The sequence below is a fragment of the Paenibacillus sp. Negev47 genome, assembly GCF_058313655.1.
The window spans coordinates 5440105-5465356 of sequence record NZ_CM177754.1; the positions used below are offsets into that span (position 1 = coordinate 5440105).

A 25252-nucleotide genomic window follows, 5' to 3' on the forward strand; every position below is an offset into this window, starting at 1 on the left:
ACGAATCATGAATCATGTTATCGCTCACATGTCTCCAGTGACTCATTATCATAATATACAATTGATCCAGTGGCAAAGTGAGACTACTTTGAGCAACACTAATCGTCGCATCGAAATATTGCTGTTGACCGTCATCAACTTGCGTTTCATCCCGTTCTGGCGATCCAAAAAAGCTTTCTCATCCCGCAATTTGATCCCAATCATTTTCTGTCCCATTAATTCATACATAAAAATATTCTCAACGTCTCTCCATGCCACTGCTCCTCCTGCAGTATAAGAAGATGAATCCACAAACCCGCGCTCATCGACTACAAAAGAAGGCTCCTTCTTAATCATCTTTACCAGACTGTAGCAGAAACATAGCCCTCCTTCATTACGCTTATTGTCCTGTCCCTTGCTTTCCGTTAATATAAATGGAAAGGTTAGGGAATTATCTGATTCTAATTCATGGTGGGAGGACAAACAATGAACACTCAGCGCGGCATAACATCGGAAGATCTTTATCAGATTACATGGGTTAACGATCCAACTCCGTCCCCTCTAGGCGGACAACTGGTATATGTAAGCCGGAAAACGAATGAAGCACGTGACGGTTATTGTTCTCACCTTAGACTCCTGCATCTGGACAGTCGAAAGGATAGACCTTTTACCTCTGGTGAGAAGGATCATTCCCCTGCCTGGTCGCCAGATGGGTCCCAGCTTGCCTTTTTAAGAGAGGTTGATGGGAAATCCCAAGTGTGGATCATCGCATCAGATGGCGGAGAAGCACAGCAAATCAGTCACCTGAAACATGGCGTCAGTTCCCTGCTCTGGTCACCAGATGGTCATACCATACTTGTGAAATCATCCGTGGATATGAGCGGACAAGAAGAATTAGAACATACAGATCCTGTAGAGGATAAACCTAAACTGCTGCAAGAACATGTCGTAGATCGGATTCGCATGAAGTCAGATGCCAGTGGATTATGGAACGGTAGACGTTCCCACCTCTTCGCTCTCGCACCGATCGATGCGGAACCACTTCCTATAACTACAGGTCATTATGACGTTGGTGATTACGCCTGGTCACCGGACGGAACATCCATCGCATGGATTGCGCAGATGCCCGAAGAAGGCGAGAATCATAACGATTACACCCTAACCAATCATGTGTACCTTGCCAAGGCAGACGGATCGGATGTGCAGCAGCTGACCCCGGAAGGATATACGTTCAGCCGGCTGGCCTATGCACCAGATGGACAATCTCTGGCACTGCTCGCCAGTGACCGTTCCTATGGAAATGCTACGCTTGTGAAGCTGTACACCCTTCCCATTTCAGGCGGTGAGCTCGTATGTCTGAGCACCGATTGGGACGTACAGTTGAATCACAGCATTGTCGGCGACATGCGATCACATCTGACAACCACAGGGCCTGTATTCAGTCGGGATGGTTCGTCCATCCTGTGTCTAGCAACCATACATGGTAGTGTCCGCATCGCCAGATTCGCACGAGACGGCAGCAATGCCGACTATATATGGCCTGACGAGCGGGAGATTTATCAGTTTGCGGAGTTGGACAACGGGCAAATCGTTGCTGCTGTAGCCGATACGCAAAATCCTGGTGATCTCTATGTATATGAGCAACCAGAAGATTCCGAAGTAGAGCCGATTCAGCTCACCCGCAGCAATCCGCAGCTTGAGGATGAGATCCATCTCAGCACGCCAGAGACCTTCTGGTTCAATTCCTCGGATGGCCTGCGGTTGCAAGGATGGATCATGAAACCTCATGGCATGGTCGACGGGGTCAAAATCCCGACCATTCTGGAGATTCATGGCGGCCCGCACATGATGTATGGTTTTACATTTATGCACGAGTTCCAGATGCTTGCGGCTCAAGGGTACGCTGTCGTTTACATTAATCCACGCGGGGGACTCGGATACGGACAGCAGTTTGTAGATGCCTGTCGTGGAGATTACGGCGGTGGCGATTATCGCGATCTTATGGAAAGTGTAGATCATGCCCTGTCCCAATATGAGTTCATTGATGAATCCAGATTGGGCGTAACCGGAGGCAGCTATGGCGGTTTCATGACCAACTGGATTGTTGGGCACACCGATCGTTTCAAGGCCGCTGTTACCCAGCGTTCCATCTCCAATTGGCTATCCTTCTACGGTGTAAGTGACATTGGATATTTCTTCACGGAAGACCAGATTGGCGGTAACGCGTGGGAAGACACGGAAAAACTGTGGAAGCACTCCCCGCTCGCTTATGTCGGCAACGTGAACACGCCGCTGCTCATTTTACATGGCGAACAGGATCTACGGTGTCCGATTGAACAGGCCGAGCAGTTGTTCATTGCACTGAAAAGACGCAAGCAGACCACAAGGCTCGTTCGTTTCCCAGGCGCCAACCACGAGTTGTCCCGTGGAGGTCACCCTCACTTGAGGGTACGCCGTCTGGAACATATTGCCGGATGGTTTAACGAGTACCTATAATGAACTGTTAGTTCAGAGTATGGAACCAGATATGGATTCAACCCTAAAAGCCGCCCGTTGAAATCTGTTACGATTTCAACGGGCGACTTTTGCTTTTCGCCTGCTATAGGGGTACGAGCCTAATCGGATAACAGTCCGTTGTTCCATCAAATGTTAGCAATATAATAGCATCTGGTGAGAGGTTATAAACGATAAATGGACAAAACAGGACCAGGGGCGTACAAAATTAGTCTTTGTTGTATTCCCGTTGCTCTTTCGCTCGTTAAGTTGTTCTTATATGCATAAAGTCCCGAATTTCGGATCATACATATGAAGCTAATCATGCACGTTCATGAGTTGCTAAATTAACCAATGTATTAGATAATGATTTGTCGATTGTGGTCGAGGAACGGAAATTCAAGGGGGGATTCATACGATGAACAACAACAACAACAACAACAATAACAGTACATTTGACCAGTCTATTAACCGGATTTCTACCGGATCTGAGAAATGGGATGCACTTGAGGATATCTTCGGCGCTGCTGATGCGCTTCCGATGTGGGTTGCCGATATGGATTTCGCTGCTCCACCATCCGTCATTCAGGCCCTGCAAACACGGATGGAGCACGGAATTTTTGGTTACACGGTGCGGACAGGGGCATATCATGCAGCCGTGGCAGGTTGGATGGAACGGCGCCACAACTGGAAAATTAACGATGACTGGATCGTATTCACTCCCGGTATTGTGCCTGCACTCAGCATTGCTGTACAACGGTTCACCGATCCGGGAGATGCCGTGGTTATCCAAACTCCGGTGTATGCTCCCTTCTATGAAGTGGTACGTGGTCAAGGCCGTGAACTGATCACGAACCCTTTGATAGAAAATGATGGTCATTACACGATGGATCTGGAACAACTGGAATCCAGCTTGCAGACGGGTCGGGTCAAAATGCTGATTCTGTGCAGTCCTCATAATCCGGTTGGACGTGTATGGACTCGTGAGGAACTTGAAGGGCTTACGTCACTGTGTCTGCAATATAACGTACTGATGGTTTCAGATGAAATCCATGCTGATCTTGTTCATCAGCGCGGAGCTCATACACCGCTGACCCTGATCTCGGACGCCGTCTCTGACCTAAGCATCATCTGTACGGCTCCAAGCAAAACGTTCAATATTCCTGGCCTCAGCACATCCAATATCATCATCCCTAATGCCAAGTTGCGTGAATCGTTCGCGCAGGGTGTGAAAACGATGGGACTTGCCAGTATCAGTACACTGGGAGCAGTCGCAACCGAAGCCGCATACAACGGTGCCGAGGACTGGCTGGATGAGTGTCTTGCATATATCCGTGGAAATATGGAGTATGTACAGCAGTATGTTGCGGAACACATGCCACAGATTAAAATGCATCTGCCCGAAGCGACCTATCTGCTATGGATGGATTTTCGGGAGCTGAATATCCCACATGCACAACTATGCAACATGCTTCTTCATGAAGCGGGGCTTGCTTTCAATGACGGAAGTTTCTTCGGAACAGAAGGAACAGGATTCATGCGCATTAATGTAGCCTGTCCACGTTCTACGGTTGAAGAGGCGATGCGGAGATTATCTGTGCTGGTGAACAAACTGTCGGACAATTAAGCTATACGTCATATCTATCTACAGTGCTCATGAATAGGAAAAAGTGTGCCCCCATAGTCATATCCATGTTTATATTCATGGTTAATGACTGCAGGGACACCCTTTTTTTTGTATTGAATGACTATATAGACTCAAAAAACTACAGTGACGTGGGCATCGGAATAATTCTGTCACACAGCCTGTCCAGTAAATCCCGATCATGGCTTATGATCAATAGCCCCAGATTACGCTGGCGAGCCACCTCCATCACGGTATGCCAGATCTGTGCCTGAGTGATCGCATCCAGCATCGTCGTCATCTCATCTGCGATCACGTAACGTGTCGCTGTGCCGAGTGCCCGCGCCACACAGAAACGTTGCAGCTCTCCACCGGATAATTCACCCGGCCTGCGGTCCAGCCAGGTTGGCTGGATACCCAAGGCTTCGAGCAAATGCTCATCCTGCACAGACGCCTCCTGGAGCACGCGACGCATTCGCCAGCGTGGGTTCACCGCCTTCTCCGGGTGCTGGAATACCAGCTGAACCGGACATGCTCCCGTGCGGGGGAGTGGTTGACCATCCAGTAGCACTTGTCCTGCCACAGGTTCGGCATATCCTGCAAGGATGCGTCCAAGGCTTGTTTTGCCACAGCCACTAGGTCCCCACAAGCCAACCGCTTCTCCCTGTTGTACCTGCATGTTCATCTGCTCGAATACCCATGATTTCTGATCGTAACGATAACTTGCCTCCCGTGCTTCAAGTGACATGGAAACACCTCACTTCTCCGCCCCGTACCTTACGAAGCTCTGGACGTTCCCGGGTACATGCAGCGGTTGCTGCGTTGCATCGGGGAGCAAATGAACAGCCTGCCGTAATCTCTTGACCCGCCAACGGCTGGGAGCCTGGAAGCGGCTGAAATCCATTCTGTGGCAGTGCATTCCAGAGCGCTTTCGTATATGGATGACGCAGACGTTCTCCATTCCCCGTAAAATCATCAATCTGCGCCGTCTCTACATTGGCCCCCGCGTAAAATACAGCGATGCGATCCGCTGCCGTCAGCGCTGTCGTGATATCATGAGTAATCCACAGAATGCCTGCACCTTGATCTGCGAGTTTGCGAAATTGCTTCATTGTCTCGGCCAGCACTTCAGGATGAATGCCTGGTGTCGGCTCATCAGCAATGATCAGCTTGGGCTGACCCGTGGTCGCTGTCGCCATCAGCACCCGCCTCGCCATACCTCCGGACAACTCAAAGGGGTATTTCCCGGCTGTTCCTTGAGGAAGACGATATCGCTCGGTCAGCTCCTGCTCCGTCTTTTTCAAGTGGGATCGAGTCATGAATCTGCGCTTCCGTCCCGAATCTCGGGTTACCGGCTGAACTTGTCTTCCCACCTTCATCAATGGGTCCAAATAACTGACGGATTGCGGGATTAACACTAGTTCTCCTCCACGCAATTGAAGTTGCCGCTCCATCGTCAAAGGTTTCTCCGCATAGCTAATGCTGCCTTCCATCTTGGCATTGGCAGGCAGAATGCCCATAATGGCCTGTGCCAGCACACTTTTGCCTGATCCGCTTGCACCTACAACAGCCACAATCTCTCCCTCATGTACGGAAAGATCCAGATTCTGAATGACATACGTCTGTTCATGCCCAAACCATCCACGAGCACGCCGAAATGACACCGAAACTCCCTCAATATCAAGCAGAGCCATATTTACCTCACCTCCCTCGAACTACCTGTACCCGTCAAAGTCTTCAGACTATTGCCCAATACATCAAACGCACGAACAACCAGCAACAGCGCGAGTCCCGGGAAAAAGGCAAGCCACCACATGCCAGCAGATAAATATCTCATCGACTCTGACAAAATAATTCCGATGGCCGGTTGTTGCGGGGACAACCCCAGCCCCAGAAACGTAATGGCTGCCTCATGCAGAATCGCATGAGGGAAAATTAACAGCACGCCCACGAACAGCTGCGGAACTAAATGCGGCAGCATATGCTGCATGGCAATGCGTAATCGGGACTGGCCCAACTTATGTGAAATCTGAATATATTCTGCGGATTTCAGTTGAATCATCTCCGCTCGGACAATCCGAGCCAGATTCGGCCAGTGCGTCAGCGCGATCGCTGCCGCCACTCCTGCCAGACCTCCACCGAATACAAAGGCCAGCATGACCAGCGATACCAGATGAGGCACACTCAGGAACAGATCGATGATCCATGAGATCACCCGGTCAGCAACCTTGCTGGAAGCCGCCCCCAGACCCAGCATTAGTGCGATCAGTCCACCACCACACGCTGCAAGCAATCCAACTTGAATGCTGGTTGCCAATCCTTTTAACGTGCGCATGAACATATCTCTTCCGAGCCAGTCAGTGCCAAATGGATGTTCCCAGGCAGGAGCCATATTCCGATCCATTAATGAGGTTAGGGTAGAACCAGCGAAAAGCAGCCTGCCCGTCAACCACACGATGACAATCCAGATCAATGCAAAGCTTCCCCAGATCACAGCCCTTTGGCGAGGATTGCGAAAAGGTTGGTTGCTGATACCCGCATAACCTTTTCTTGTTTGGCTTGTTAGTAACCCCGTATGAATGTTGAACCTTACCTCTTGATTCTCCGTTTTCACTTTCTGTACTTCGGCTGTTTCTGCCGTCTGCTCGGAGGCACGTTCGATCATCTGTTTCATGACATCAGTTCCTCCTTCATCCGTGGATCGATCATACGATACAGAATGTCAGCCACCATATTACCTGTAAAAACAAATACTGCACTGCACATTACAAGTCCGAGCAGCAGTGGAACGTCACCGCGCAACCCCGCCTGGACCGTTGCCTGACCAAGCCCAGGGTACGAGAATACCTGTTCAGCCAGTACGGCTCCCCCGAATAGTTCACTGAACGAAGCAAACTGCAGTGTGATAGCCGGCAAAACAACATGTCTGAATCCATGTCGACGAAACAGCTGAAACCCTCGCTCACCTCGTGCTCTCGCGAACAGAATATAATCCGACTCCAGCACATCCGTAAGCTTCTGCCGGGTATGCAAAGCGATCGAAGCTACCCCGGTCAGGCTGAGGGTCAACGCTGGCAAAATCATATGAACAGCCCGATCTCCCCATGTCACCTGATCAGCCGACATCCCTGCGGGTACTCCAAGGCCAACCGGAAGCCATCCGAGCCAAACCCCAAATACCATGAGCAACAACAACGCAATCCAGAATACCGGCGTGGAGGCCAGCGTATAACAATACCAGCAGATCAGGCGATCCAGCTTCGAATCCCGTCTCATGGCAGCAACTACGCCAAGGGTGAACCCAATGATACCTGACAGTATCCAGGCTACAGCCATAAGCGCTACAGAATTCATGAATCGCTCCTGAATGATATCTGCTACAGGTTGTCTGTAAATCATTGATGTTCCCAAATCTCCCTGAATCAGCGCTTGTCCCCAGGTTAGCAATCGTTCTGTAGGGGAATCATTCAATCCCCACCGTTCTTCGATAAGACTGCGCTGTTCGGCGCTTACCCGGATCATGTCTCCGCCAATGTAAGCCTCGATCGGGTCCACAGGAGAGAATTGCATTAATATAAAAGACAATACACTGACTCCAACCAATAGAGATAAGAGTCTCAACATTTTAAAACCAACAAATCTGGCCCATTCATCCCTGCCTGTCATCCCAATCTCTCCCCAATTCAGGCTAAAGCTACCGCTTCGTTACCTACTTCGTACTGTTATCCCACGACCATTCCTCCAGATTGGTTGTCACCGGCCAGCCGTGACCATGGGGATGGATCTGTTGCTCACCAATATTCAGGCCATTCGTAACCAGATACAGATGATCTATGTTCACGAGCCACGCCCATGGCGCATCCCCCTGATAACTGAAACCTGTTGTTCCATCCCATTCCGCTTTCTGCCAGAACGGCAATGCCTCTTCTTCACTGGTTGCCTGAAGGGCCTTCTCCATCCATGAATCCACGACAGGATTACTGTACAGTCCCACATTGTAATACCCTTCTCCCTTGTGGGTGCTGCTATAGAGGTTATAGGTCTCTATGGGGTCATGACTGCCCCAGCCAAATAATACAGCGTTGGAGTACGCCAACTTTTTCGTGTCTTCACGGCTTTTGCCTTCAACATTGATTTTGATTCCCGCTTGGGCAACCATATCCGCAGCAGCCAGCGCCAGAGATTGTCTTGTTAAATCACCTGCAAAATAAAGCAGATTGAATTCGGCCTTGATGCCGTTTTTCTCAACGATACCGTCACCGTCCGTATCTACCCAGCCGCCAGCCGCCAAAATCCGCTTTGCTTCTTCGAGGTTCGCATCCGTAAATACAGCTTCCGCATTGCTCCAAGGCAGATCATCACTGACGGAATAAGCTGGACGACCGTATCCCTCCAGTACACCCTCAACCAAAGCCTCGCGATCAATCACGTCATTTACCGCTTGGCGAATCGCCAGATCGGACGTCACATCATTTCCTGCGGGAAGACCCTCGCCCGATTTGGCACCAGCAGGCTGCAAGGGAAACATGATGCCCCGGTTATCTACGGTTTTCACGGCCTCCAATGTCATGCCATTCACCTGTTGCTTGCTAAACGCTGCCGGAATAGCAGCGATATCCACCGTACCTGCCTGCGCAGCGGCGTAGGCTGCATCTTCATCCAGATACAGGAACGTGAGTTTGCGGAACATGGACTTGTTTCCGTAATATTCTTCATTGGCCTCAACGATGGCCTGTTGTCCTTTGTCCCACTGAACCAGCTTGTACGGTCCCGAACCGACCGGATGTTCTGCATAATCGGCACCATAGGCGTGCTCAGGCACAATGCCAAGTGTCGTCAGCAGACTTATAAACGTGGACTGCGGCGTCTTCAGTGTAAAAACGACCGTTCTATCATCGGGTGCCTGCACATCAGCCAAATTGGTTAAATCAATCACAGATCCGCTCTTGGCAGCTGTATCAAACGTAAATTCAACATCCTCTGCTGTAAGTGGCTCGCCATCAGAGAACTTCACATCATCTCGAAGCGTAACTGTCCATTCCAGACCATCTTCACTAACAGAATAGGTAGTTGCCAGATCGTTAACCAGTTGCAGCTTGGCATCCCTCTTCAGCAAGGTACTCTGGAAAAGTGGCGAACCATATTGCCCCCATCCGGTTGTCGGATCAAATCCGCCTTCCGGCTCCGTGCCTACAGCAAGTACCAATTCGTCTTTGGTTGGGGTACTCCCCGGTTGCCCATTCTCTGTTGATGACGCTGGTGGCGCTGTCCCCTGTGCACAACCAGATAATCCAATGGAACATATAAGCAGAATGCCTAATCCTGTTATAGCTGTTCGTTTTCTCCATCTCCATGAAAATGTCCCCATTTTCGCCGTTCCCCCTCTACATGTGCACTGCACCTATTCATTTCGTGTTACTTTTTACGAAAATTGTAGCACAAATATCAAAACATATGTCAACAAAGTTAACTTCATAATCCATATATTTTCATATTTCAGATGAAAAACCTGATATTTATATCATTAAGGATTTCGATCATTCTCTAAAGTCAGGTATTATAACAAATAACAAAAAAAAGACGGTTGGTATCTAACCAACCGTCTTTTTTGATTACATTCGCTATTTTTTTGAAAATCGCACTCGTATTTTTCCTAATCTGCATGGCGATGATGATTGTGATTATGAGCATGAGCCAGTTTATTGAGTTCATCCACATAAGTCACGGACAGTTCCGCATACAATACACCTTTTTGCACCTGAATCTGTTGATGAAGATGACGCAGCCTTCCCAGGTTTCCCCGTACAGCAATAACTTCCAGACACTGGTCATGATTCAGATGCACATGCATATTGGAAATGATGTCATGATGCGCCTCATGCTGAAGCTCCATTAAGCGAATGGGAAGATCACTGATATGGTGATCATAGACCATTACAATGGTACCCGCCACATCCTGATCGGATTGCAGTACGGAAGGTTGAAGTAATGTTTTTCGAACAAGGTCACGAAAAGCCTCGGATCGGTTTTTGTATCCCTGTTCCTCAATATACTGGTCAAACTGCTCAATTAGAGGTGTAGGAAACGCTACCCCGAACCGCGTCAAATCTTCTTTATCTGCCATGCTTCTCCTCCTGCGCCCTCATTTGCTTCGAGTGTACCACAGTCTTGTCTGCTCATCGACTATACTGCTGCATAAAACGTACAGCCGAATGCATCGCCTGTTGTCCAGCTTCACTCTCCAGATCAAATTGATAATCATGTCCCAGCTTCTGTGGTGAGGTCGAGAAAAACAAGGTTTCCGCATCGACATCAAGTCGCTTCAAGACTTGTGCCAGTTCAACCGATTGACTGGTCAACGGGTCATCATTGCCTGAGGTAATAAATGCAGGCGGGTACTCTGTTGTGGCTTGAAGCACGGTCGACATTTCATCCAAACGTGGATAGTCTTCAAATGTTTTTATTCCTGTATATGACCAGAGAAAGGCCCGGATGAGCGGAAAACCTGTATTGGTTACGGTACTTAGATTATAGGGACCACAGAATAGAAGGACCCCACGTAACTCTTCCGGCTGGGCGGTTGGCGTTATATTCATCAGCTTAGCCAGAGATGGATTTGTCACCACCGCTGCGGTCTGACTTGCAATCTGGGCACCAGCCGAGTTGCCTGCGAGAAATATGTTTTCCGGGTCACCCTGAAACTCACTGGCATGGTTCTTCACGTAAGTCAAAGCCTGATTCGTCTGAATCACGGGAATGGGATATTTCGTATCCGGTGCGAGCGCATAATTCATACTGACGACAACATAACCCTGTTTGGCTAGTTGTACCGCATAATCTGCAATATCCTCTTTGTCACCCAAGACCCATCCACCGCCATGAACCCACAGCACTACAGGCAGAGGTTCCGATGTTACGGAAGGATAGTAGATATCCAGCGTACTATCATTACGACCTTCGTCTGCATAGGGTACATCCGCAATACGAGTTATCCCTTCCGAGATCCCAGTGTCCTTGCCGTTCGTGTCCGGACTAGCAATCTCAATGAATGATTTTAATAAAAATACCGTTATTTTCGGTGTCCATTGTGTACCAATTCCAATAAAACCTATGATCAAGATTAGTACAACGCTGGGAATCCAGTAACGTTTACGTTTTAAACCTCTCGTCCCCGCACGTTTCTTTTCCAACTTTGGCTGCAATAGCTTCACCTCATTTCATCATCCTTGAAGCGTCTTCACATATAAAGTGGTGTACGTTAGGGAGAGAACCGGGTTTCCTCTTATTTGGGTCTCTTCGCGATTTCCTGTCTGACTTTCACGTATGTAGTGGATACTTTTTGCTCCAGTGTGTGGATATTTTGTTTCGAACCTGCCCACTTCTCCGCTGCAGAAGCCAAGGCGTTCAATGAGCTGAGTACACGTGACGTTTGGCCCTGCTTTGTGCTCTGTTTGAACTGTTGCAGGGCGTTTGAATATCGTTCTTTCGCCAGACTCACCTGTTTTTTAGCCGTTTGAATCTGTTTCTTCAACGTGTCGGCCGCTGCTAGCATAGCGCGTAAACGTTTAACTTCAGCGGTCTTCCGTTTACGTGCTTCGGCAAGCTCCTTTTTCTTGATCCGAATGTCTTCTCTGGCAAGCTGCACAACCGGTTTCAACGTCTCTGCTTGCGTGCGGATGGCTGCACTCCATTCCTTATTTTTGATAGCTTTGGCTGCATCCAGCTGTCTATTGACTGAACTGTACAGGGCGAATAGCGGTTCATATCGGGCTTGGGTCTGCTTTACCTTTTCAGCTAGAGCTGCGACCTTCGCATCATCGGTTTGCCTTATTTCTACACGCAATCGCTCCAATTCCGCCGTATTGGCGGCATGAACTGTCTTTATTTTTTGTTCCCACGCCTGCTCTTGTGTCTTCCAGTTCCCTACTTTCTCGTACGCTTGCTTCAGCGTTAACTTGGTTTGTGCATCAGCCTTGTTCAGAACGGAGTCCCAAGCTTTCTGCGCTGTTACGCCAAGATCAATGCCCGCAGCCTCGGCTGCCGAAGCAAAATACACCGTACCTGCGCTGAACAGAATCACAAGCCCTAGAAGAAAGCGTGACCTCACTATAAGATGGGTGAATGATCGCAATTTGTTTCTTTGGACTTTACTTTGATCCATCTTGTGACTATGGCTGGCTGCTACTGGAGAAGTGGATGAGGATGGGATGAAGTCATGTCCTCCAGCTCGTGCTAATAGGGAAGAATGGCAACATGCTTTTCCCTCCTGATCATTTATCGTTTCCTTCCACACTTCTGTTTGCATGCATTCCTACACCCTTTCTTCAAAATAGTTGGAAGATATTAATTCGTCTGATCCTCTGTGCTGTGCATTTCGAGCAACTCCACCTCCATTTCCTCGCAGCAGAAACAGCCAACGATATTAGTGAACGACAAAAAAGCACCCGCAAGTCAGGCATGTGCCTGCTCTTACGGGTGCTTCCCTTATAAGCCGTTCCAATATGAGATTCGATTGATCTAGTCGCTCGAACCTTCCCTTTTTCTAATATATTCCATTCGCTGAATAAGGTCAAGTAGATCTGGTCTCAATGGTTGAATATCAAACCTTCGATCAACGGGAGAACCCTTCCCGCTTATAGTTAACAGCTTACAGCTCAGCTTTATTGATTGACCAAAATAGCTTTCATCTCCTCGGTCAGATCCTCTTCTTTCAGCATCATGTAGATGTTCTCGCCACGAGTTACATTCAACTTGATCTGATAGATGGTATCTTTCTCTGTTAGATAACCAGACCGTTGACGCTTGAGCAGATCGCTAATGATTTCTTTGTTTTGGGTTGCGACCTGTTTCTTGATACTTAGACTCCCATCGATATATTCTGGCTGCGGAGTCGCCCACTGAAGCGAACCTGGGCTGTTGATCTCCTGCTTCGCAAACTGTGCGGAGACAATTTCGTCTGCCTGAACAAGCAACTGATCGTATAATTTGTTCTCCTTCAGCCAAGCCAATACTCGATCATAGCTAGGTTTGATCTCGAAATTCCACATCTCTTTCGGTTGAAACGGATCTTTTGAAGGCGAATCCTGATTCATTTCCGCGTAGGCAAATGACTGCCACGGAGAGCGCTGTTCTTCATAGGTCTGGTCCAAAATGTCCTGTTTCAAGAGTTCCTTGAATTCACGGACTTGCTCTGGATTGCTAATATACACCTTTCGATAAGAACTAGTGGCAGAGCGTATGCCAAAACTTAATGCATCCTCTTCCAGCTTATACGTCTCAAAGGCGACTCTTTTATAATCTTGGGACTGTTTCAGAGCCATTAATTCCTGATGGAATTCCGCTTCTGGGATGTAGTATTTACGTTTCATCACCTTGCCGTTATCCAGCTTGTAGTTAATAAATACATACTCATCGTTACGCATACCTGGATTGACCGGATCATTCAGTAAAGGAAGATCGGAATCCACGATTTTTTGATGAAGAGCAACTACTGCTCCCATATATTCCGGATCATTAGAATAGAGGTGACCGTCATCCATCTTCTGATTGACACCGTTACTATAGATGTAACGCTCTCCGCCAAGCTTGATACTTTTAACCTTGTTCAATTCAGGCACTCGGGCAGCGTATCCATTCCAGTCGGCAATAGGTACGTACAATACCAGACCAGCGATGATACCATATAAAATCAGCTTGGGTAGCAGCCTGCTGCTCCAGATCAGCCACGTTTTGCGAATAATCATCTCGGCAACGATATAACCTACAACTCCACCAAGAATATATCCGAAGATTCCCCATCCGGCTGATCCTCTTGGAGCAATAATCGTGAAGTAAGCTCCGCCAATCAGAACCAACGTAAACATTAAACCGAATCGGAATATAGGTTTCACAAGAGTAAACGTAACTGCTTGCGTAGCAGATTCAACCTGTCTTCTCGCATAGAGCACATAAGTCAGAGGAATAAACAGGATTGCGAATATCGAATAGATTATAAGTTCTCCATTAGTGATAGGAGAATAACTGATTGAAGCCATGCGAAGAACAAGTGACATTTCCGCATTACGTCCCAATTCATCGTACGGATATCCAAGCAAGTAATGCTGGAGATGAAGTGACATAATGAACCACACAACAACAGGTAACAAGAGGAGCGCGTACACGGTGAGTCCCTGCAATACAGATTGACCAATACACATGCCGACCGCCACAGTTAGCATGAACATAAAGAGCGAGTAGATACTCATGCTCAAGCCCCACATCCAGATTGTACTGCCATCGAACAGAAAAGCCGGTTGATCCAGTACCGCCCACACCCAGCCGGTAATCGCAGTTGTAATCCAGATTGGAATCAGGATCATGGCATATCCGGTCAACAGATTAATCGTTAATAGATGTTTACGACGTAACGGCAAACTATGGAACAGATCCGAAGGTGCACCAGATTGAATGTACCGAAAAAGAAAGATTCCAGCCGCTACGGGCAGTGTGATAGCGAACAAAATCTGCACTTCACCATTGGCCTGAAACAAACTTGTAATCTGCTGTGGCACGTCCCTGTACTCGGTAGCGATATATAACGGAAGTGAGAACAACAATGTGATGAGATATAAAATGCCTATCCATCCATGCTGTCTGAAATTTTGGATCAGGATGCCCCGGTTACAGAACAATCGGTTGAATATCATACCCTGCGTCCTCCATTTCATAGATAAAGATTTCTTCGAGCGTCAGTGGCAAAACATCCAGCAGATACGGATCATGTATACGGAATTGATCCGTTACCTGTTGTCGGTTGCCTTTGACAATGTACAGGGATACGCTTCCCCGTTTCTCTTCATGCAAAATATCAATCTGCTCCTCCATGGCTTTGGCATGGTCCGGATGGCGGAAAGCAACCTGGATTTTATGCGTATCCGCCTTCAGATCATCGAGATCCTTCTCTACAATAATTCGGCCTTTATGCATAATCGCCACATGGTCACACAGATCTTCGATCTCACGCAAATTGTGGGACGAGATGACAATGGTTACTTGACGCTCAGCTGCTTCTTGGAACAGCAAGTTTTTAATCTGCTGGCGCATGACGGGATCAAGGCCATCGATCGGTTCATCCATCAGCAGCACTTCAGGCATACAGCTAAGTCCCAGCCATACGGCTGCCTGACGGCGCATGCCTTTGGACATGCGATGCAGCTTTCGTTTTACATCCAGTTTGAACACGGTAGCCAGTTGCTTGAACCGTTCCTCATTCCAGCGCGGATATACGGAACGATAAAATGCAGCCATCTGAGTAATTGAAGATTGCGGGAAAAAGTAGGGCGAATCTGCCATGAAAATTGTGCGGCCTTTGAGATCCATATTTTCATAAATTTCAGTATCCTCGATACGAACAGTTCCGCTGTCCTGACGGTAAATGCCTGCTATCATTTTGAGCAGCGATGTCTTGCCTGCCCCGTTGGAACCGAGCAAACCATAGATCGATCCCTTATGTATGTGCATCGTTACGCCATCCACTGCCTTCTCCTGTTCAAACGCTTTGACGACTTGATTCAGCTCAATCATGAGGCTCCTCCTTCTCTATACGGGCCATCGCTTCCTCAAACAAAAGCGTCATATCTGCCTTGGTCAAACCGGAATACGAAGCTTCCGCAATCAGCTTCACCAGAGACTCTCTGATCTCATCTCTCATAGCTTCATTCGGATGTTCCACAGACGATGATACGAAGCTCCCTTTTCCCTGCAAAGAATAAATGTAACCTTCACGCTCAAGCTCACGATATGCCTTCTGAATCGTATTCGGATTCACAGTCAGCTGCGTGGATAATGCACGAACGGAAGGAAGCTGCTCATCAGGTTTAAGAATTCCGTATACGATCATTTCTTTGACTTTGTCCACCAGTTGCTCGTAGATCGCCTTACGGCTGCGTACATCTAATTCGAACATCCCGCACCTCCTTTCGAAAAATGTGTTTATGAGTGTAGCCAACGTCAAGGTGTATTAACTGTACTACTATTATTAATACAGCAGAACAAGATTGTCAACAGTTGACTTTGACTTCTGGTTTTATTCGGAGTAGGTTAAAGAGAGACAGAACATATGGTTAATTAGACATATAAAGCTAGTTGGATTAGATATATTTCGGCTAAGGCCGGGGTATGATCAGGGTGGTATTCACATGAGATGTGGCAAAACGGGTTATTTAAAGCAATGCGGTTACTTGAAATGATACGTCTACCCAAAACCTTTGCTTTACCGCGGTTGACAGGATTACACACAAAGGTTGTTCAGGTCTTTCCCCTTCCGTTATGATGGAGATGAACTATTGTTCGATAATCACTGGCTTTAAGTTCGGGTTTGCATAAATGAGCTACTATGTAGGGATCGGGTGTAGACTCGGCCCGTTATTCATTTGGTTTGTTGGTAAAAAATCCGAAGGCCGATATATGATTAGTGTTGATTCGGTCGGGGCAGTCTTCAGCCTTTCCAATCGTTAATCTGTTCGTTTGAAGTGCAAGCTCTTACTGTCCGCACTGAGCATACATATTGTTGATATGTCTTTCAAAGGGTGGACACGGACATGAGAAATCAACTCGGAATTGGTATTCTACATATAGATTGTTTATAACTTTATAGCCATAAACAATCTATATATAGTGTTTTATTTTCTTGGATGGAGATAGCACCTTTTTAGAAAAAGTGTCCACTCTTTGAAAGACAAAATTGCGAGAAACGTCCTTTCCACGAGGACAATATATTCTCGAATTTAATTTATATACGTTTAAGGAGAATCCGAGATGAATGAACATAGACAGGATGCAGAGCAGAATAATAAATCAAACGCATCACTCCACACCAGTGACCAACAGGAAGAATTAAGCAGGGCAACGACTTCAGATACTAGTCTGGTCCAAGCAAGTTCGTCACAACGCGTGTTAATTGTCACCGCGGTTGATGCGGAGAAAGATGCGGTCCTCCGCGGTTTGGGAGATACGGCCGCGGAACGATTTGACGTCATTGCTGCGGGCGTTGGCCCAGCCTCGGCTGCAGCGGGAACAGCCGCTACATTGGCATATGCCGTAGCGGCTGCAAGCACGAGTGCATTGGCGCAGGGTGCCACCGCGCCAAGCACATCCGATGTGGCACAGACATCTGCCACATCTTCAAGGCCGGGGCCCCTTGCAGGAGCCGGATATTCACCAGCCTACATGCTGGTGATCAGTGCCGGCATCGGCGGTGGGTTCCCCGGCCGGGCAGACGTCGGCTCCCTCGTGGTAGCTGACGCCATGATTGCCGCCGATCTGGGCTCGCAGACGCCAGACGGCTTCCTAAGCGTGGACGAGCTCGGATTTGGCTCGTCCATTGTGGCGGCGGACGCGGAGCTTGCCGCTCGCCTGCGCCATGAGCTGCAGCGGGCTGGGCTCGCTGTCAGCGGAGGCACTGCGGTCACCGTATCCACGGCGACCGGAACCGCAGAGACGGCCGCGGAGCTATTGCGCCGCGTGCCGGATGCCGCCGCCGAAGGCATGGAAGGCTTCGGCGTGGCCACGGCTGCCCAGCAGTTCGGCGTGCCAGCACTCGAACTGCGGGCCATATCCAACGCGGTCGGTCCACGCGACCGCGACGCTTGGCGCATCAAGGATGCCCTCGATGCGCTTCAGGCTGCAAGTTCCATTTTACGGGAGGTTATTACATCATGAAAATTGCATTTTCCCCTTGTCCAAATGATACATTTATCTTTCACGCGTGGGTGCACGGATTGATTCCGGGCGCACCTGTGCTGGATGTCCGTTATGCTGATATAGATATTACCAATGGCCTGGCGGCGAATCCGGATGGACCAGATACACCTGAAGTGATGAAAATATCTTATGCAGCACTGCCATATGTGCTGTCTGAATATGCCCTGCTACCTGCTGGAGGTGCACTCGGCAGAGGATGTGGTCCGCTGGTTCTGACCGCTAACGGTACCACGGATCCCAGCTATCTGTCTGGACGGCGGGTTGCTGTGCCTAGCGAACGCTCAACAGCTTATCTATTATTCCGTCTGTGGGCAGCGCAAAACGTTCCTGGCGGCGTAGGCGAAATTGTTATCATGCCATTCGACCAGATCATGCCTGCTGTTCGGGACGGCAAGATCGATGCCGGACTTGTTATCCATGAAGCACGCTTCACGTACCAGAACTATGATCTCAAGCTGATGACAGATCTCGGTAACTGGTGGGAAAGCGATACGGGCCTTCCGATCCCGCTTGGAGCGATCATTGCACGCCGCAACATGGATGCTCACGCCCTCGCCGGATGGGCACGTGCCTCCGTTGAATATGCTTGGGCGCACCCGGATGAGTCGAGAGCATACGTTATGGAACATGCACAAGAAATGGATCCTGATGTAGCTGCACAGCATATCGGCCTGTACGTTAACGAATTCAGCGCCAACCTGGGTGATGATGGTTATGGTGCAATTACTGCTCTGCTTGGGCGTGCCATGAAAGAAGGACTTGTTCCCGAGTTCGATCTTGACCTGTTGCGAATCTAACATTTATTTATCTTTGAGCTATATCTATCTGAAAAACTTAAATCTAACGAACCCTATACACCTTATATAGCCGGATAACATGCTACGAAAATTCTAACGAATCTCAGACACTCTATTCAGCTAGAAATTGGTCATATCGCCGACAAACTCGCTTAACTCCACACAATAACGCTTCTACGATTCGTTAGAAATTGGTATGTGCGTATTTAGAGTCTAATTTTTAACTAGGCGAAATACTTGCATCAAGATACTTACTGCAAACTAGTGGCCTCACTAACCATTTTGGCTACACACGACACACGAAATAGAAAGAGCTGTTCCTAACGTCAGACTTATGACGATGGGACAGCTCTTTTTTACTTTATATTTCAACTTCATATTTATACTCATATCTATCACTTTACCCAACCCAAGATCGAAGCAGAAAGAAACCTATCCTACTGCTCTCCCTTTCACAACTGTGGTCTACGAATCCAACCGTCACCTATTCAGCACAACCTTGCCTACTCTCGCAACCATCCCCTACGAATCAGCCACAACCGTGCGGATCATGATTCGCAGCGCATCCAGCATCATGGGAATAGGCAGCGACGGAACGGAAGGCTGCAGCACAGCCATCTCTGTTGAGGCTGGAAAGTGTACAAATCCGGCACGGATCGGAAGCTGCCCTTCACGAATGTAATCCAGCACCCGGTACATCGTGTTATTGCATATATACGTGCCTGCTGTATTGGATACGGTAGCCGGAATTCCTGCTGCGGACATGTCATTCACCATGGCACGTATGGGCAAGGTGGAGAATAGGCCGTCCGGACTTCCTTCCACAATCGGCTCATCCACCGGGCGCTGTCCCTGGTTATCCGCGTAGGAGCCAGGAGGAATATCTTTGACATTAACGGCAATACGCTCCGGTGTGATGGACGTTCTGCCCTTGGCCAGCCCACAGGCGATGACCACATCGGGCCGATAGGCTTCCATCTCTGCGATCAGCAGATCTGCACATTCATTGAAGTGCACAGGCAACAGTACTGTTTTTAACTCAGCACCCTCCATCACTTCGTTCGCAAGAGCTTCCATTAACGCACCCGTCGGATTCACCGCATCCCCGCCAAACGGTTCAAACCCGGATATCAGAATCTTCACCATCACACGTCCACTCCTGTCTGTTTACTCCGATTTGTAACGCAATCCCCACTGGCCTCGAATCGTGTCCATCAGCTTCATGATTTCCAGGGATTCGTCCAGTTTAATGGTATGGCTCTCCGTCCGGCCTTCCAGGATACAGCGTCCCGCTTCTTCCGCCTCAAAAGCATAGCCAATACACGTTCGATCATCCGTGAATTTCTCGGGCTCATCCTGCCCGTTCACATGCAGATAGGCTTCTTTGCCCGCCAGGAATAAAGGTAAACGTATCTTGCCTTCCGTTCCGTATATGACCGCTTCATTGCTGAGGTTCAGACGAATAGCAGCACTCAGTGATGCAGAACGCCCCTCGGAATAGGACAACAACACCGAAAACTGCTCATCCACGCCCGTTTCACCGATATTTGCTGTACTCCATACATGCTGGGGCTGTTCGCCAAAGATCATCGAAGCAAAGGAGATCGGGTATACCCCTGCATCCAGCAATGCGCCCCCACCCAGATCCGGGTTAAGTAAACGCCCTTCCGGTTCCCAGCCGATACGGAATCCAAAGTCCGCTTGAACCAAACGAACTTCACCAATTCGGCCTTCTTCAATCCACGCTCTGGCTTGGGCAATTGGCGGCAGAAATCGTGTCCACATGCCCTCCATCAGAAATAGCTTGCGCTCCCGCGCAGTCTCCACCAGCTGCTCCAACTGACGCGCATTCATCGTAAATGGCTTCTCACAGAGAACCGCTTTCCCTGCCTCCAGACAAGCCATCACATTCTCTTTATGTACAGGATGAGGTGTTGCCACATAGATAATATCCACCTCAGGGTCTTGCAGCATTTCATCATACGAGCCGTAAGCGCGTGCAAAACCATATTCAGCTGCGAACTTCTCCGCGCTTCCCGCTGTCCGCGAACCTACCGCTGCCTTCTCCGCGTTCCCCGCATGCTCCAAATCCCTTGCGAACTGGGATGCAATCCATCCCGTGCCCATAATGCCCCAACGTACTTTGTTCCGTCCCACTAATTCTGTCATATTAAAGCCTCCCTACTGCTAATTGAGTTAAAAAGGTTATGATTCAGATCAGGCCAACATGGTATCCCCTTTATATTACCAAAAAGAAACGCTTACGTCAGAAAACGATTTCGTTCACATCCGAACAGGTATAAATACATCGTATTCGCTTGACGATATATCCAATCAAACTTATGATTTAGTTAGTCGACTAACTAAATGGATATGAACGGAGTGGAATATATGAACCCAGTCCAGAATGATCGGTTAATGGGACAATTATCCGAACTCGTGAAGCTGAAACGCTACAAGGTTCATGAGAAGCTCGTTAACCACCCCGAGTTATACCCAGGGCAGCCCCCGTTGCTGTTCCAACTAGAACGGGAAGATGGTCAATCCCAGAAAAAACTGGCCGAACAACTTCAGCGCAGTCCTGCAACGGTAACGGTGATGCTCAAGCGCATGGAAACATCCGGTTATGTGAGACGCGAAGCCGACCCGAAGGATCTCCGCAGTCTGCGGGTATACCTGACGGATCAGGGGCGCTCCGCGCTACAAGAATTGAGAGAAGTGGTTCAGGAGCTGGAACAGCAGGCCCAGAAAGATTTTACCCCGGAAGAATCCCGAATCATGTCTGCACTCGCACAGCGTATGCTCCAAAACCTGCGTGAAGCCTGAGGTGATGCAGATTCGCGACATTGCTAACAACAACTTTATGCAATTAAAACTGAGGTGATTTCCTATTGTGGACGTTAAAACGATTCTTGACCCCGTATAAGTCGGCGGCGATCCTCGCCCCGCTGCTCATGGTACTTGAGGTTGCCATGGACCTGCTCCAGCCCAAGCTGATGTCCAGTATTGTGGATGATGGTGTTCTTGCAGGCAACCTATCCCATATCGTAACTACAGGTCTGATCATGCTACTTGTTGCGTTAATCGGCTGGGTCGGCGGCGCAGGCTGTACACTCTATTCAAGCAAGGCTGCCGTTGGATACGGCACGGATCTGCGCCAAGAGCTGTTTGACCACATTCAGACCTTCTCCTTCCGAAATCTCGATACGTTCCAGGAAGGATCTCTGATTACTCGTCTGACCAGTGATATTACCCAGATGCAGACCTTTGTGCAGATGCTGCTGCGGATGTTTATCCGTTCGCCGATGCTGATCATCGGTAGTATCATCATGGCGTTTACGATCAGTGTGAAGCTGGCTTTGATTCTTATTGCGACTGTGCCGGTACTGTTTATTATTTTATTTATCCTGATAAAAGCTTCCTATCCGCTGTTCGCCAGCGTTCAGAGCAAGCTTGATCAGGTCAATGCCGTTCTTCAGGAGAATCTTGCCGGCATCCGTGTCGTCAAGGCATTTGCACGTGCGCGTCTGGAGAAAAAGCGGTTCAAACAATCCAATGAAGATTACACCTCAACCGCCGTGAAAGCCTGGCGTATTGTCACACTGAATGCACCCGTGCTCAGCCTTATGCTGAACGCTACCATTGTAGCGGTGTTATGGTTTGGAGGTTTTCAGGTAGTCGGAGGTGATATTGCCGCCGGGGATCTGATTGCTTTTATCAACTATGTCACGGTTGTACTCTCGTCCCTCACGTCGATTGGCATGATGATGATGAGCTTCTCCCGTGCCAAGGTATCTGCTGCCCGAATCAACGAGGTGCTACATACACAGCCGGATATTCAATCGGGAACGGATAAGTCCGAGAATGTACAGTCACTCCAGATTAACCTTGATCCTTCTCCATACCAACCGTCTCCCCTTCACTCAGACGCCATGGGTCAAGTGGAGTTCAGAGAGGTATATTTCCGTTATGACGGAGAACACACTCTCACCGGAATTAACCTGATCGCTCGTCCCGGTGAAAAAGTGGCTTTGCTCGGTTCAACAGGATCAGGTAAAACATCACTGGTGCAGCTAATTCCACGTTTATATGATGCTTCGCAGGGTGAAGTGCTCGTGAACGGAGTGGACGTCCGCCACTGGAATCTTCAGGATCTTCGCAGTCGTGTATCCATTGTGCTTCAGGAATCGATCCTGTTCAGCGGCAGTATCCGGGATAACATTTGCTTCGGCCGGCCCGGTGCAACGGATGCTGAATTGCGTGTTGCGGCACAAGCTGCGGTGGCGGATGATTTTATTATGAAACTGAAGGATGGCTATGACACGGAGCTGGGTCAGCGAGGGGTCAATCTGTCCGGTGGACAGAAACAGCGTATATCCATTGCACGCGCCCTGCTCATGCGGCCGGAAGTGCTGATTCTGGATGATAGCACCAGTGCGGTCGATCTACGTACGGAAGCCAGCATTCAGAAGGCTTTGCAGTCCTTGATGAAAAACAGCACGACCTTTTTGATTGCACAGCGAATCTCTTCCGTGAGGGATGCCGACTGCATATATGTCATTGATGAAGGGCAGATCGTTGCTAGCGGTACACATGATCATCTCATGGCTCATTCATCACACTATCAAGCCATCTATTATTCGCAGCAACGGAAGGAGGATGTTCAATTTGGATAAACCTGCATCTTCCTCCCCTCAGCAAACCGTCGTGCCTCCGATTGGAAGACCCGGACCAGCGGGCAGAGGACCTGTCCCCAAAGTCAGAGCCAAAAATGCTCGCCATGCCTTAATTCGGGTATGGTCCTACATGGGGCGTCATCGCAAAGGAGTTATTGCTGCATTGGTGCTGACTGCTCTCGGAACACTGCTCAATCTGGCAGGACCTTACCTTCTCGGGCGTGCCGTTAACGAACATATCGTTCCCAAAGTAACAGAGGGCTTGCTGAAGGAATGTCTCCTCTTGCTGAGTGTTTACGTCTTTGGCTCGCTCCTGATGTGGGCTCAATCCTATGTCATGATTGGTGTGTCCCAACTGACCGTCAAGGATCTGCGACATGCATTGTTCTCACGGCTACAAGAGCTGCCTGTCCACTTTTTTGATAAAAATCAAAGCGGGGACCTGATGAGCCGGGCCACCAATGATATCGATAATGTATCCACAACGCTGAATCAAAGTGTAACCCAATTGATGTCGAGTGCCATCCTGCTCGTCGGCTCCTTGTCGATCATGTTTGCGCTCGATGTTCGCCTTACATTGCTGAGTCTGGTGACGGTACCCTTAATCACCATCGCCACTCGCCTGATCGCTTCAAGAACACGCAAACACTTCACCGCCCAGCAGAAGTTACTTGGTGAACTTAATGGATATGCTCAGGAGACCATTGCTGGACAGAAAGTCGTGGCGGCCTATAACCGTCAGGATCAGGCACATCAACATTTTGAGAACTTGAACGAGAAACTGCGCACATCCAGCACACAAGCCCAGACCGTCTCGGGTCTGGTTGGCCCTACAATGAACGTGATGAATAATATCGGGTTTGCCATTCTCGCTTCCGTAGGAGGATGGATGGCTTATCATGATCTGACGTCTATCGGACTAATCGTCAGTTTTCTCGCTTACTCCCGCCAGATTGAACGGCCGCTCAACGATCTGGCCAATCAATACAATTTGATTCAAGCTGCCATTGCAGGTGCGGAACGCGTGTTTCACATTATGGATACACCTGGTGAGTATGGGGAGGAACAGAAGAAACAGTTGGATCAGATTCAGGGTAAAGTCATATTTGAAGACGTCTCCTTCGGGTACAGTGCCGAGAGAGACATTCTGAAGAAGGTCAGCTTTACCGCCAAACCTGGCGAGATGATTGCACTTGTTGGACCGACCGGTGCAGGTAAAACGACCATTATCAACTTGTTACCTCGTTTCTACGAGATTACAGGCGGACGGATCACCATTGATGGATGTGACATCTCGGAACTGGAAAAGGACCCGTTACGGCGGCAACTGGGCATTGTGCTTCAGGATGCCTACCTGTTCTCGGGTACCATTCGCGACAATCTTGCCTACGGCAAGCCGGATGCAACCGATGAACAGATCAGGCAAGCAGCTATACTTGCGAATGCACATTCGTTCATCCGCAAACTGTCACAGGGCTACGATACGCCCATCATTTCCGGGGGAAGCAATCTGAGTCAGGGACAGCGGCAACTGTTAACCATTGCCCGGGCAATTCTGGCTGATCCAGCCATTCTTATTCTGGATGAAGCAACAAGCAGTATCGATACTCGCACGGAGATGCAGATTCAGGAAGCGATGCGCACGTTGATGAAGAACCGTACCAGCTTTGTCATCGCCCACAGGCTTAGCACGATACGAGAAGCCGATCAGATTCTGGTCATTGATGATGGACAGATCGCTGAACGGGGAAGCCATGACGAGTTGATGCAGCAACAAGGATTCTACTATCAGTTACATCAAGGACAGCTAAATAAGTCGAACTAGAGATTCTTTACACAGACACTACGATGACAGAATAACCTTCCAATCGCTGTTATCCCCAGATTTTATCGATTCCCTTTTCACAAGGGGAAAATCCGGGGATAGCGTATGCTTCCGATGT

General features: G+C 48.9%; 21 protein-coding genes. 7 read left to right on the forward strand and 14 right to left on the reverse strand.

Annotation, left to right across the window (positions count from 1 at the left end; all coding sequences use genetic code 11):
* Positions 1 to 48 precede the first annotated feature (48 nt).
* Entirely contained in the window at positions 49 to 462 is a 414-nt protein-coding gene (locus tag AC4G47_RS24605; protein ID WP_491103185.1) for an STM3941 family protein, read from the reverse strand.
* A gap of 3 nt (positions 463 to 465) precedes the next feature.
* Here AC4G47_RS24605 and AC4G47_RS24610 point away from each other — a divergent pair, with 3 nt between their 5' ends.
* Entirely contained in the window at positions 466 to 2475 is a 2010-nt protein-coding gene (locus AC4G47_RS24610; protein WP_491103186.1) for a S9 family peptidase, read from the forward strand.
* A gap of 415 nt (positions 2476 to 2890) precedes the next feature.
* Positions 2891 to 4099 carry a MalY/PatB family protein gene (locus AC4G47_RS24615; RefSeq protein WP_491103188.1) on the forward strand — a complete coding sequence of 403 codons (1209 nt, stop codon included), beginning with the start codon at positions 2891 to 2893 and terminating at the stop codon, positions 4097 to 4099.
* 139 nt (positions 4100 to 4238) lie between these two features.
* Here AC4G47_RS24615 and AC4G47_RS24620 read toward each other — a convergent pair whose 3' ends face one another.
* The 11 genes from AC4G47_RS24620 to AC4G47_RS24670 all read right to left on the reverse strand — a co-directional run bounded on the left by AC4G47_RS24620 (position 4239) and on the right by AC4G47_RS24670 (position 16040).
* Complete coding sequence (locus AC4G47_RS24620; protein WP_491103189.1) at positions 4239 to 4844, reverse strand: ABC transporter ATP-binding protein; 606 nt, start codon at positions 4842 to 4844, stop codon at positions 4239 to 4241.
* Entirely contained in the window at positions 4834 to 5790 is a 957-nt protein-coding gene (locus AC4G47_RS24625; RefSeq protein ID WP_491103191.1) for an ABC transporter ATP-binding protein, read from the reverse strand. Before AC4G47_RS24625 ends, AC4G47_RS24620 begins: the two co-directional genes overlap by 11 nt.
* Before the next feature lie 2 nt (positions 5791 to 5792).
* On the reverse strand, positions 5793 to 6770 hold the full coding sequence (locus AC4G47_RS24630; protein WP_491103192.1) for an ABC transporter permease: 978 nt from the start codon (positions 6768 to 6770) through the stop codon (positions 5793 to 5795).
* Entirely contained in the window at positions 6767 to 7762 is a 996-nt protein-coding gene (locus AC4G47_RS24635; protein ID WP_491103193.1) for an ABC transporter permease, read from the reverse strand. The genes AC4G47_RS24630 and AC4G47_RS24635 overlap by 4 nt, the downstream gene beginning before the upstream one ends.
* Positions 7763 to 7805: 43 nt before the next feature.
* A complete protein-coding gene (locus AC4G47_RS24640; RefSeq protein ID WP_491103194.1) occupies positions 7806 to 9464 on the reverse strand; it encodes an ABC transporter substrate-binding protein in 1659 nt (552 codons plus the stop codon).
* Between the two features lie 285 nt (positions 9465 to 9749).
* Positions 9750 to 10220, reverse strand: coding sequence for a nickel-responsive transcriptional regulator NikR (nikR, locus tag AC4G47_RS24645; protein ID WP_458125534.1), 471 nt, complete (start codon positions 10218 to 10220; stop codon positions 9750 to 9752).
* A 52-nt stretch (positions 10221 to 10272) separates the two neighbouring features.
* Positions 10273 to 11298 (reverse strand): alpha/beta hydrolase, encoded by a 1026-nt coding sequence (locus tag AC4G47_RS24650; RefSeq protein ID WP_491103196.1) that lies wholly within the window; start codon positions 11296 to 11298, stop codon positions 10273 to 10275.
* An 80-nt stretch (positions 11299 to 11378) separates the two neighbouring features.
* Entirely contained in the window at positions 11379 to 12401 is a 1023-nt protein-coding gene (locus tag AC4G47_RS24655) for a hypothetical protein (RefSeq protein ID WP_491103197.1), read from the reverse strand.
* A 355-nt stretch (positions 12402 to 12756) separates the two neighbouring features.
* Positions 12757 to 14781: a hypothetical protein gene (locus tag AC4G47_RS24660; protein WP_491103198.1), complete on the reverse strand. Its 2025-nt coding sequence runs from the start codon at positions 14779 to 14781 to the stop codon at positions 12757 to 12759.
* Complete coding sequence (locus AC4G47_RS24665) at positions 14756 to 15658, reverse strand: ABC transporter ATP-binding protein (RefSeq protein ID WP_145320892.1); 903 nt, start codon at positions 15656 to 15658, stop codon at positions 14756 to 14758. Before AC4G47_RS24665 ends, AC4G47_RS24660 begins: the two co-directional genes overlap by 26 nt.
* The gene (locus AC4G47_RS24670; protein WP_036606399.1) at positions 15651 to 16040 is read right to left on the reverse strand and encodes a GntR family transcriptional regulator; all 390 of its coding nucleotides are present in this window, start codon (positions 16038 to 16040) and stop codon (positions 15651 to 15653) included. Before AC4G47_RS24670 ends, AC4G47_RS24665 begins: the two co-directional genes overlap by 8 nt.
* Before the next feature lie 959 nt (positions 16041 to 16999).
* On the opposite strand from AC4G47_RS24670, the gene AC4G47_RS24675 reads away from it, so the two are divergent.
* Together AC4G47_RS24675 and AC4G47_RS24680 are read left to right on the forward strand one after the other, a co-directional pair.
* On the forward strand, positions 17000 to 17794 hold the full coding sequence (locus AC4G47_RS24675) for a futalosine hydrolase (protein ID WP_491106784.1): 795 nt from the start codon (positions 17000 to 17002) through the stop codon (positions 17792 to 17794).
* Positions 17791 to 18633 (forward strand): 1,4-dihydroxy-6-naphtoate synthase, encoded by an 843-nt coding sequence (locus tag AC4G47_RS24680; RefSeq protein WP_491103201.1) that lies wholly within the window; start codon positions 17791 to 17793, stop codon positions 18631 to 18633. Before AC4G47_RS24675 ends, AC4G47_RS24680 begins: the two co-directional genes overlap by 4 nt.
* Before the next feature lie 522 nt (positions 18634 to 19155).
* Here the strand turns inward: AC4G47_RS24680 and AC4G47_RS24685 are convergent.
* Together AC4G47_RS24685 and AC4G47_RS24690 are read right to left on the reverse strand one after the other, a co-directional pair.
* Positions 19156 to 19779, reverse strand: coding sequence for a pyroglutamyl-peptidase I (locus tag AC4G47_RS24685; protein WP_491103202.1), 624 nt, complete (start codon positions 19777 to 19779; stop codon positions 19156 to 19158).
* 21 nt (positions 19780 to 19800) lie between these two features.
* Positions 19801 to 20802, reverse strand: a complete 1002-nt coding sequence (locus AC4G47_RS24690; protein ID WP_491103203.1) for a Gfo/Idh/MocA family protein — start codon at positions 20800 to 20802, stop codon at positions 19801 to 19803.
* A gap of 222 nt (positions 20803 to 21024) precedes the next feature.
* Between AC4G47_RS24690 and AC4G47_RS24695 the strand changes: the two genes are divergently transcribed.
* From AC4G47_RS24695 to AC4G47_RS24705, 3 genes are all read left to right on the forward strand, one after another.
* Positions 21025 to 21459 carry a MarR family winged helix-turn-helix transcriptional regulator gene (locus AC4G47_RS24695; RefSeq protein WP_491103205.1) on the forward strand — a complete coding sequence of 145 codons (435 nt, stop codon included), beginning with the start codon at positions 21025 to 21027 and terminating at the stop codon, positions 21457 to 21459.
* 65 nt (positions 21460 to 21524) lie between these two features.
* Complete coding sequence (locus AC4G47_RS24700) at positions 21525 to 23309, forward strand: ABC transporter ATP-binding protein (protein ID WP_491103206.1); 1785 nt, start codon at positions 21525 to 21527, stop codon at positions 23307 to 23309.
* A complete protein-coding gene (locus AC4G47_RS24705) occupies positions 23293 to 25134 on the forward strand; it encodes an ABC transporter ATP-binding protein (protein ID WP_491103207.1) in 1842 nt (613 codons plus the stop codon). The genes AC4G47_RS24700 and AC4G47_RS24705 overlap by 17 nt, the downstream gene beginning before the upstream one ends.
* Positions 25135 to 25252: the final 118 nt, after the last annotated feature.